At 41.7% G+C, this 11,133-nt stretch carries 9 protein-coding genes; 1 reads left to right on the forward strand and 8 read right to left on the reverse strand.

What is annotated here, in order from left to right; translation table 11 throughout:
- Positions 1 to 118 precede the first annotated feature (118 nt).
- The 5 genes from ACT3QP_RS12840 to ACT3QP_RS12860 form a co-directional block, all read right to left on the reverse strand.
- Positions 119 to 1,123 (reverse strand): YhdH/YhfP family quinone oxidoreductase, encoded by a 1,005-nt coding sequence (locus tag ACT3QP_RS12840; protein ID WP_444525769.1) that lies wholly within the window; start codon positions 1,121 to 1,123, stop codon positions 119 to 121.
- Positions 1,124 to 1,173: 50 nt separating this feature from the next.
- The gene (locus ACT3QP_RS12845) at positions 1,174 to 2,151 is read right to left on the reverse strand and encodes a zinc-binding dehydrogenase (RefSeq protein WP_444525770.1); all 978 of its coding nucleotides are present in this window, start codon (positions 2,149 to 2,151) and stop codon (positions 1,174 to 1,176) included.
- A 497-nt stretch (positions 2,152 to 2,648) separates the two neighbouring features.
- On the reverse strand, positions 2,649 to 3,293 hold the full coding sequence (locus ACT3QP_RS12850) for a GDYXXLXY domain-containing protein (protein ID WP_444525771.1): 645 nt from the start codon (positions 3,291 to 3,293) through the stop codon (positions 2,649 to 2,651).
- Entirely contained in the window at positions 3,290 to 5,557 is a 2,268-nt protein-coding gene (locus tag ACT3QP_RS12855; protein ID WP_444525772.1) for a DUF4401 domain-containing protein, read from the reverse strand. The genes ACT3QP_RS12850 and ACT3QP_RS12855 overlap by 4 nt, the downstream gene beginning before the upstream one ends.
- A 111-nt stretch (positions 5,558 to 5,668) precedes the next feature.
- Entirely contained in the window at positions 5,669 to 5,923 is a 255-nt protein-coding gene (locus tag ACT3QP_RS12860) for a DUF2798 domain-containing protein (RefSeq protein ID WP_444525773.1), read from the reverse strand.
- A 213-nt stretch (positions 5,924 to 6,136) separates the two neighbouring features.
- Here ACT3QP_RS12860 and ACT3QP_RS12865 point away from each other — a divergent pair, with 213 nt between their 5' ends.
- Positions 6,137 to 7,087 carry an alpha/beta fold hydrolase gene (locus ACT3QP_RS12865; RefSeq protein ID WP_444525774.1) on the forward strand — a complete coding sequence of 317 codons (951 nt, stop codon included), beginning with the start codon at positions 6,137 to 6,139 and terminating at the stop codon, positions 7,085 to 7,087.
- Between the two features lie 2 nt (positions 7,088 to 7,089).
- On the opposite strand, the gene ACT3QP_RS12870 is transcribed toward ACT3QP_RS12865, so the two are convergent.
- The 3 genes from ACT3QP_RS12870 to ACT3QP_RS12880 all read right to left on the reverse strand — a co-directional run bounded on the left by ACT3QP_RS12870 (position 7,090) and on the right by ACT3QP_RS12880 (position 10,803).
- A complete protein-coding gene (locus ACT3QP_RS12870) occupies positions 7,090 to 8,133 on the reverse strand; it encodes an NAD(P)H-dependent flavin oxidoreductase (RefSeq protein ID WP_444525775.1) in 1,044 nt (347 codons plus the stop codon).
- Between the two features lie 270 nt (positions 8,134 to 8,403).
- Positions 8,404 to 9,564, reverse strand: a complete 1,161-nt coding sequence (locus ACT3QP_RS12875; protein WP_444525776.1) for a hypothetical protein — start codon at positions 9,562 to 9,564, stop codon at positions 8,404 to 8,406.
- Positions 9,565 to 9,609: 45 nt separating this feature from the next.
- Positions 9,610 to 10,803, reverse strand: coding sequence for a hypothetical protein (locus tag ACT3QP_RS12880; RefSeq protein WP_444525777.1), 1,194 nt, complete (start codon positions 10,801 to 10,803; stop codon positions 9,610 to 9,612).
- Between the last annotated feature and the right edge of the window lie 330 nt (positions 10,804 to 11,133).

An 11,133-nucleotide genomic window follows, 5' to 3' on the forward strand; every position in this document is an offset into this window, starting at 1 on the left:
GGTTTTTTACGTTCTTCCTATCATGATCACTGTTGTAGATTAGCGCTATCAAAGTAAAAGGCAGCACCTCAAAAGAGATGCTGCCTTTTTTATAATTCTTAATTACTAAGCTAAAATCCTAACCCTTCACATTCACCACATAACGCCCAACCACTGTACTCGACATAAAGCGATCTAAGTATTCTGGCGTTTGTTCTAGCGTAATCTCTTCGCCATAGCTCTCTAGATTAGGCAGTTTCATATCAGTAGCGACACGCTTCCAAATGGCTTCTTTATCAGCCAGCGGAATATAGACCGAATCGATACCTAATAGCGACACCGCGCGGGTGATAAAAGGTATCACTGACATCGAAAAATCAGCGCCACTGGCTAGGCCGCAACTGGTCACCGCGCCGCCAGATTTGGTTTGCTTGAGCAGGTTAGGTAAGTAATCGCCACCAATGGTATCAATGGCGTTTGCCCATAGCTCACGGCCGACAGGTTTATTACCGATTTCATTGATGGTGTCGCGATGACGTACTTCGCTCGCGCCCAATGTTTTTAGATGCTCGCTTTGCTCTGGCTTGCCTGAGAATGCAATCACTTCATAGCCGAGCTGTTTTAAGATAGCGATACTGATTGTACCCACGCCGCCTGTTGCACCAGTGACAGCAACTGGGCCATCACTTGGTTTTGCGCCCATTTTCTCTAGCTTTTGGACACTTAGCGCTGCGGTTAAGCCGCCAGTCCCATAAGTCATCGCTTCTTTTAGTGTTAGCGTTTCTGGACAAGCCAGCGCCCAATCTGCGGGTATAGAAATCATTTGACCCAGACCACCATCTGTATCCATACCGAGATCATAGCCGAATACCAACACTTCTTGCCCTGCGCTAAACGTGCCTGATTTATCGCTCACTACCACGCCTGCGGCATCAATACCGGGGGTGTGCGGATACGCTCTGGTGATTCTTTTATTACCCGATGCCGACATGGCATCTTTAAAATTTAATGATGAATAATGCACTTCGATGAGCAAGTCATTCTCTGGTAAGTCACTAACCTTGCGCTCTTGGATACTTTTTTTGAATTCGCCATCGTTGGTTTCTTCGACGACTAAGGCTTTAAAAGTTTTATCGTTTGACATGGTTATATCCTTATTAAATTATTGTATTTTATGAGCCATAAAGTGCAGGTTTATGGCTTCAAAAGTACTTTGCCTTTTTTACCTGACTGCAATTTTCCATCCACTGCTTTAGTGATGTCTGCCAAATCAAAAGTTGCTTCGACAGGCAGTTTTAGGTTGCCATTGATGGCGTGTTTGATTAGTTCATCAATCAAGCGTTGCTTGTTTTCTACGCTCATTTCTTGACTGATTTTGCTGCCCCAGAACCCTTTGATAAGCGCTTGTTTAAAGATGATATGGGTTGGATCTAGCACCATTGGTTTTCCTGACATAATGCCGAACGACGCTAACGTGCCGCCATGACACAATAGTGATAGCAAATCGTTACTGGAGTCACCACCGACCGAGTCCACTGCCGCACTGATTTTGTCTTCACCAAGGATTTTACGGACTTGGTCTTTCCAATCGTCATCTGAGGAGTTGATATTGTTTTTGATGCCTAGCGACTCTAATTCTTTTATAGCATCACTACTTCTTACGACATTAATAGTATGGATACCACGTGCGGCGGCTAACATGGCGAGTGATTTTCCGACTGCACCGTTGGCGGCGTTATGAATAACCCATTCACCGCGTTTTAGTGCTAAAAACTCAATCAGCATCAGCGCACTGAGTGGCATAGCGATGAGCTGCGCCGCCATTTCGTCTTCCAAATCATCAGGCACAGGGAATATCATGTGTTCCGCTGCGGTGAAGTATTCGGCCCACGTCGCTTGCACGCTCGCCGCCGCGACCCGCTGCCCAACTTTGAGGGTTGTCACATTGTCACCGACGGCATCGATAATACCAACGGCTTCGCTACCACCGATGGCTGGCAGTGTTGGCTTAAAGCCGTACTGTCCACGAATGGTCAATAAATCATGGTTATGAATAGAGGAGAGTATGGTCTTGACTCGGACTTCGTCTTCTTTTGGTTCGGGGGTATGACTCTCGGCCAAACTCAGTACGTCTGTTGGTTTGCCAAAACTGTGATAGGTTGCGCTGCGCATAATAATGTCCTTTATTCGTTATTTGGTTTATTTATTGGGGTGTGAAATACAGTTGAAATATGAGTCTATCGGAATCGCTTACGGTTTTATTTTTATTTGAGTAAAAATGATATTACAACTATAGTCAGTCCCAAATAAAAGAGATACAACCATGCGATACGGATGACATTTTACTTGCTTGCTGTGCCTACGCAGACAGAGGCGGCGCAAAATGTAATCCGCATCTCTGTATTTATTTTATAGTAGATCGACTATATAGGTTGGCTACTGACTAAGTTGCCTACTCACTAAAGCACTATACTTAAAAATAGACTGGTCGTCTACTGCTGGGATACATTCTTGCTAAAAGCCTTTCATTATAGAAAGTTTGGCTTACATTAAGGCGGGTTATAGTCGATTCAATTTAAAAGTAGTACAAGGCAACCGAGTGTAGATGTATATTAAATACTTCAAACGAGGTTAACGCAGTAGAACTTTTATAGTGGAGTGACTATAGCTTATTCTCTGGCGTGATGATTATTGACACCTCTTATTATCTTAAACTGCTGATTGACCATGTGCGTGAGTAACGGCTCACCTTTGTCATTGACTCGAAACAAGCCATATTTAGCTGCTTCAAACGACTCAGCATGACCTTCTTGAAAGAAGTAGGCATTGGTTGCCAGTTTTATTCTGCCGTTACGAGCACGGTAATAAATCGCCATTTCATTCGCTGCTAGATCATCAGGCTGATTGTCGGCTAAACGTACAAATTGACCAATATTATGATTATCTGTTTTTACAATAACATAACCCTCTTTAGGATCATATTTACGGAAGTTTTGCTCAAACCTCTGAGCCTCTGTTTCTCTACTAGCAGAGTCTGGTGGTAAAGCATCGAATACATCAGACTCCAAATCATAATTTAAGGTCATATAATCGCCTTGCATAAACCCACGCGGATCGATCGGAGCTAGCTTTAATAGTACGGTGTTACCCATAGCCAGATGGGTCTCAAACTTAGCCACATTGATAGTCATAGTAGTGATAACCAGTAGCAATCCCAATAGCGCAATGCCAATTTTGAATGCGCGCTTTTGCCACCACGGTTGCGGTGTCATCGTTGGATGTCGTACTACCAAGCTTGATTTATTGTCGATCATAGTAGGCGCTCCTTATGACTGGTATCACTTATATTTGTTGGCGTGACGCTATTGGTAAGATAGAAGGTCACTAGCAGCCAACGCATGAGCAATATCGCGATTCCAATAATAAACATAGAGAGAGATTTAATTAATAACGAGGTATCCAGCTGATAGTAGTACCAAAATATATAGCCGACCAGAGCGGCGATACTCAGACCTAACAACACTCTTTGGCTGTTCGCCATGGCGATGATAATGACCAAACTAGTCGCGAGCAGTCCTGACACATAGACCGATAGTGCACCCAAAACGATGATAGCGGCGGTAGCTATCATTCCTAACAGTGATACGAATTTAATGTGATAGCGTTTGAGTAGTAAGTACGCAGCATATAAGCTGGCAAGGGTAAGCAGAGTTTGAGCTAAGAAATAGTTATAAAAGAATGCCTCCTCATTATAGCCAAAGCCATTACCATATTCAGCGGCAATAAAATACACTGAGACGGCTAACAGTATGGCTGCGCTAGCATAAGCCACTGCGTTTATAATCTCAAATCTGCTATTTCGTCTTGGTGCTGATAGATACTGCAATAGTTCATAGCGTTGTAGATTGCCAATCACGGTAATCAGCGCCAATACGCCTAAAACGGCCTCAGGTATATCGTAGTAGTTAAGTAGATAAATTAGGCAACCTATGACGACACCTACGCTTAATAGTCGATAAATAGGGTTCGGTACGATGGTAGTTATAACTATTTGAATAAGCAAGAAAAGCCAAATGCCTATAGGTTCTGGTAAGCTAACTTCCAATAAAGCGGCAGCAATATAAACTTGACCTGAGACGCTAATGGTAAAAGCTAAACTGCTAATAAAAGTATTGTCTTTATGGTTATTGTTTTTAAATAGCGCAAAACCTCCAGCACTGAGTAATAGCCCGGTCACTAGCAAGCCTGCGACACTTTCAAAGATACTGATACCGTTTAATAACAATAATAAAAATACAATGAAAAGACCGCTTGCTAGTAAACCACTAAAGCCAAACAGTGTTTGTATAAACCAAGGGGTATGCTCATGAGCGTTGTCATCGATATCAATAGCATCAACATCAATTAGACCAAGCTGTTGGAGCTGTAACAGCGTAGGGTTTAGATGGCTATTTACATGGCTGTTGGAGTGATTATTAGTAGCGCTATCTGAGTCGTTATTAAGTTCGTGTCCTTCGATTATGGTTGTTGTAAGCTGGTTCTCGCTCTCACTGCCATTACCGTTGCTATTACCAAGACGTGCGACATTACGTAGCCAAATGACGGCTGCTGAGCTGATACCTATGAGTAGCAGCGTTAGAAATAAAAACCCACCAAGGTCAAAGCCATCTAAAAACAGTCTAATGCTCCAAGACATGATAATGGTAATAATAGAACCACACATATAAGTCAGCATTAGTAGGTTAATGGTATGCTTATAAAAACGCCAAACCATAAAAGCATACCAGCAAGCCCATAGTGCAAGAGGTATTAGTAGCGTGGAGGTATTTACTTCATCAAAAATCGTTACGATAGCTAGGAGAGTGGTAATACAAGTGCTGAGTAGACCGACAATATAAGTACTCCAATGCAGCTTATTTTTGATTGGAGTTATTGACCGTTTTAAAGACAAGCGCTGATTATCAATAAAGAATAACCATAAATTTAGTGCGATAAAGTTGACCAAGGCAACGATACTTACTTGTAATATGTTTTGATATAGGTAGCTTACAAATCCTAAATCTATGACACTAAAAGATAAGATAAGAGCAGTATTAAATAACCCTAGCCATAGTAACCAAAGTGCTGGGAAGCGCGCGATAAGCACCCAAGGAATGATCAGTACTGCCCAAGCGGCAAACAACTGCCACGTATCTGCGCCTGTTTGATAGACTTGGCCGAATAGTGCCAACAAACTGCCTGTAATCACACTGGCAATAAGCAAAAGCAACTGACGAATAAGTTTGAATCGTCCTCTAAAAGACAGTGCCACATAAAGCGCAATCGTAACGGCTAATGCACTTTCAACCAAAGCGAATTTGCCTATCTTGCTCAAATCTTGCCAGTTATAGGCAATAAAAAACACTAGTGCTAATGTTAGGGAAATCACGCCAATAATCAGTGCGGTCTTGTCAAAGAATGTCCGCCAAGTATCCTTGCTAGGGTAGATGCCTAGCGACTTAGCTGCCGCAGCGGTGTGCTGAATTGGTAGTGTTTTTTGAGTGAGTAGTCGCTCAATAGTGCGCCGTGATTGGCTCATAGCCGTCTCTACGAAATAGTTTATTTACCTTATCTTAACTGGTTTTTTAGCGTAGAGGGCTACTAGATTTTCACAACTTATCGGTGATAACGTGCAACTGGGTTAGAAGGTTTAGTAAAACTCAATACGGCTGAGAATATGCTCTTGTACGACATAGGCGCACGCATAAGCACTTGGCCAAGCAAAGCCAAAGGCCAGTCCCCACGAATGCATTAACTCCATAAAGAAACCGTCAATGAATCCTTGTTTCACTACCAACAAGGCCGTCGAGATGATCAGTGACATCATCATCGCCATAATACCCGTAAAAATCAGTCGGTAATATTTGCGCCGTGTGCGCAGTTTGATGGTGGGACGTTTTGCCATAGTTTTTCGTTGTCCTGCATTGTGTCAATTACATACAATGAATGATATAAGCGTATATTTTATAAGATAAACAGTGATAATTATGAGTATTATAGTTCAATGTCATATCGAGTGCAGGTAGCACAGGTAGTACCTCCCAAGAAGGTAGGCAGGAGGGTAACGCTGTAGCTGTTTAGTAGTTCGTTGACTATATATATTAATAGGGAAGTTTCGATGATATTAAAACGCCTAAGCCTTGCCACTGCATTCAGTTTGTCAGTCGTTGGCTGTACCACCGCACCCAATACACTGGCCGTAAATACGACTCAAAAAATTATCCAACACGAGCGCAATAAAGCAGACCTCACAACTAAAGTATTCACACTCGCTTCTGGTGAACAACTTACGTATGCCGAAAATAATACGATCAATGCGGAGCCTTTATTATTGATTCATGGTTTTGGTGGTAATAAAGATAATTTCACTCGTATCGCTGACAAGCTAGCAGACTATCACCTTGTTATTCCAGATTTACTAGGATTTGGAGATTCGAGTAAGCCGGATACTGCGGACTATCGCGCGGAGGCCCAAGCGCAACGTCTGCATGAGTTGATACAAGCGAAGGGCTTGGCGTCCAATATTCATATTGGTGGTAACTCGATGGGTGGGGCTATCAGTGTGGCTTACGCAGCAAAGTATCCAGACGACGTCGAAAGTCTATGGCTCATCGACAGTGCAGGGTTTTGGTCGGCAGGTATTCCTAAGTCGCTTGAAAATGCCACGCTTGAGAACAATCCCCTATTGATCAATAAGACGGAAGATATTTACGATATGTATGACTTTGTCATGTATAAGCCGCCTTATTTGCCCAAATCGGTACAAGCGGTGTTTGCGCAAGAGCGTATTGCTAATAAAGCGCTTGAGTCCAAGATACTAGAGCAGATCGTCACTGACAATGTCGAAGAGCGTGCCAAAGTCATTGCCAACTATAAGATACCGACGCTGGTCGTTTGGGGTGAACAGGACCAAGTCATCAAGCCTGAGACGACTGCATTGATTAAAGAAATCATCCCGCAGTCGACAGTTATCATGATGCCAGAAGTCGGTCACGTACCGATGATCGAGTCGGTAAAAGAGACAGCAGAGGATTATAAAAAATTTCGCGCAACGTTAAAAGATGAGTAACTTTATAAATCCTTTACCAGCCGCTTAAGCAGCTCAGTCGTGCTTTCTTGCTTGACCAAAGCAACTCCTTGTCCTGCCCATAAAGACAAATGTTCTGCATCCATGTTCTGAGACGCATGAGCTCGCATAAATTTGGTCATAACATTTAATTGTGGATAGGGCGGTAGCGTATCAGCGCTTTCAAATTGGGCAAAATTATGTAGATAGTCATTTAATAAACCACGAGCGAGCTTGCCTGAAAACAATTGAGTTAAGCGCGTCTCAGCGCTGCGTTTGCCATAACTGGCATCGAGTAGCGCTTGTTTATAAATGTCATTGATACCGCATTTGTCAGTAGTCAAAAATGCCGTCCCTATTTGCGCCAGCTCAGCACCTGCTGCCTTAACCGCTTTGATGGCTTGTCCGTTCATGATGCCACCCGCTGCAATCAACGGAATATCGGTACAGGCACGCGTTTGGGTAATTAGCGTCAACAGCCCCAATGGATCGCTCTCACTTTGCGGCAACCAACCACCGCGATGTCCGCCAGCTTCGACCCCTTGTACACATACCGCATCTGCACCAATATCTGCCCATGCCCTCGCTTCTAACGGGTGATTGGCGGTGCCGATGACGAGTGTACCTAGATTTTTCAGACGCTGAACTTGCTCGGCACTGATAATACCAAAAGTGAAACTGGCGACAGGCACAGGGTTGTCATAGAGCACTTGCAGCTGCTCTGCGAAGTTCTGAGCAGGGCCTTCAGGTAGTGTAAATTCGATAGTATTGTCCTGATAATACTTACTTAGCCAAGCAGGGAGCTCGGTATCAATGGTCGTATATTCCTGCTTGGAGAGCACCATCAGGTTGATCATAAAAGGTCGGTCGGTGAGCGATTTAATGGTATCAATTTGGCTGGTTAAAACATCTGGTGCTGTCATACCAGATCCTAATGAGCCCAGTCCGCCAAAGTTACTCACCGTCGCCGCCAGTTCAGGCGTGGTTGCACCTGCCATTGGTGCTTGGACGATAGGGTAGGAGAGGTTCAGGGTATCAAGTAAGCTCATGACTGGCTGCCTTTTAGTAGAGTGTTTGCATGAGCTACTTTAACAAAGCTGAATATCGTCTGTGTTAGATAGTGTGTATTTAGTTAGGAAATAGGAGGAGTGGAGTTTTACTGGTTTGTGCTTTAGCGGGTATCTAATATGTCATCAATTGCTTCATGCGAATGGGAGATGGTTACTTTTATGATGGGTTTGTTATAGCTGAAACTCATTATCAGTCATTAAAGATTAGGTGTTGCTGACATGTATTTAGCAACACCAGATTCCATTAGTTTAACTATAATCAAAGGATTGTAGTTCTGCTTCAAGCTGATGCGCAATCTCTTGGATTTTCTGATCTTTATTCTTCACATCAGACTGCGTGATATCATATGCTTGCGTGCCATATTTTTCAAAAATATTGATAAGGGTTAAATCCTTTTCGGTTCGCGCGGCGATTGCCTTATATAGATTAATAGCTTCCTCATCAGATGTTGGTGTAGGCATTTCATCGACAAAATCACTCAGAATGACATAATAGGGATAGTGGTCAACGAACATATAATCAATAGGAAGCCTTTCAAGCTGAGCACGATTCTCTATAGCACCTACCATTAAATTGAGTGCATCCGTCATTTTATATAATCTATTCAGATCTTTGTCAGCTTGATATACATTTTTAAATATTTTCTCGACGAAAAAATCTTTTTGATGCCGCATGCTCACCATTGAAGGAGAAAGATACGTTACCCCCAACCATTTGGTAGGTGATTCTTTTATCCAGCTAGGCTTTACGTCCAATTGAGCCTTCAAATCACCGTTTAAATCTCTACTCGAGACAGTGTCACCAAAAGCATCTTGAGTCGTACCATCTAGCATAAAGGCCACGTCAATATGTGCGTTTTTAGCGATGAATTGCGTGTTTTTATTTATATAATATCCCCACCATTCACTGTCGTCAGCAGAACTAAATGCATAAGAATTATTGAGATAGTCGACTGAGATTGGGTGCTGTACATACTTTGACCCTAAATCGGCGTACAGATCGTCGTAAGATACAGATTTAGAGTCAAATGAAATTCCTATCTCGTGAATAATGTCGTTACTATCAACCAAAAACGCCAGGTGTTCAATGTCCGCGTTTTTTTCTGGGTCAAGCTCCACAGCATATTTTCTATACCCTAAAGGCGAATAATTAAATTCATCACTATTAGAGTAGTTTGAGGAAAGCAGCTCAAGATCTGGATACTTTTGCAGTGCCACGCCAATAGAGTCTTTACCAACGGTGATACCCAGCGGACTGGCAATTGCTAAATCATTACGATTAATATCGCTAAGTTTGCTAGCAACTGATGAAGGAGCGTCGATGTTGGCTGTAACGCCCTCATTAGCATGACTAAAGGTGGTCGTAAGAAACCCAATGCTCAAGATGGATAAAAATAGTTTACGGTTCATTGAAGTCCCTTTGATTAGCGAATGATTTATTTGGTTATTTAACTTTTATAAAAGTGTACGTCTCTCTGAGTCTTTCTGCGCTTGAATTTCATCAGATAAAGGTTGCAATTCAGCTTCAAAACGACGTGAAATGTCTTCAATTTGTTGGTCTTTATCTGTTTTATCGGATTGCCTAACATTGTTTATTTGGGCGCTATATTTTTCTATTATATCGGATAAAAGTAAATCTTTGTTGGTTCTATCGAGAACTGATTTATAAAATTCATCAGTTGCTTCATCAGAGTCTGGTGTTAACTTAGCATCCACAAAACGTGTCAAAAAATCATGATATTGGTCATAGAGCAAAAATGAATATTCAGTCGTTGCGAGTTGTTGTAGCTGAGATTTTACTGATGCTATAGACGCAGTGCTTAGTTCTCTGATCTCTAAATAGGTAGTCATTTTCTCTTCAATTTGATATAAATTACTATATATCTCATCAACAAGAATCAATTGCTGCTGACGCAGGCTGGTTAAGGATGGAGAAATATAAGATATAGTTGTGTTGTTCTCGTAAGGCTGTCTTATCCAATTGGGCTCTGCATGTAATTGAATTTTTAGCTCACCGGATAACTTTTTCATCGAAGAAGTCATACTTGGGCTGTCTTTAATTTGACCGTATGTAGGCGAAACAATATCTATATTCAAATTGTTAGCGACAAATTGCATATTCCTCTTCAAAAAAAATCCATTCCACTCTTTTTCATATGAACGATCAATGTAGGCATAAGAGTTATTTAACCTGCCGAGATCCATGGGATTTTCTAAATATTGCTCACTTAAATTAGTATATAGCTTATCGTAGGATATGAATTTTGGATCAAATGTAATATATACTTGATGAATAATACCCGCGCTGTCGTATAAAAAACTAACGCCATTCATACCTGAATGCTCAATAGGATCAAGAGTAACACCAGAAAAATTATATCCTAATGGAATTAAGCTAAATCCTGCACTGTTCAAAGCCCATGGCGATGACCTTAGATTTGGATACTTTTGCATTGCCACGTCAATAGAGTCTTCACCAACTATAATACCTAGCGGACTAGCAATTGCTAAATCATTACGATTAATATCGCTAAGTTTGCTAGCAACTGAAGGAGCATCAATGTTGGCTGTAACGCTCTCATCAGCATGACTAAAGGTGGTCGTAAGAAACCCAATGCTCAAGATAGATAAAAATAGCTTACAGTTCATCGAAATCCCTTTGATTAGCGAATGATTTATTTGGTTATTTAACTTTTATAAAAGTATATGTCGTTCTGCGTTTGTATTTCCTTGGACAAAGCTACTTACCGTCGCTGCCAGTTCGGGTGTGGTTGAATGATGTGGTAGGTTTTGGCTACTAAATTATAGTTAAGTGAGTTGACTATAAAAATGTGGCTAAGTAAATCAACTACATTTCTTATAATACATATAATGAGATATTAGCATACTAAAGTTCATGTATTTAAGTTCTTAGGCTTCTGGCAAAACAAAAAAAGAGCCAGTTTCCAAATCATCAAAACGATGACTAAGAAAACTGAC

The organism is Psychrobacter sp. AOP7-B1-24, from assembly GCF_052376215.1.
Taxonomy (GTDB): domain Bacteria; phylum Pseudomonadota; class Gammaproteobacteria; order Pseudomonadales; family Moraxellaceae; genus Psychrobacter.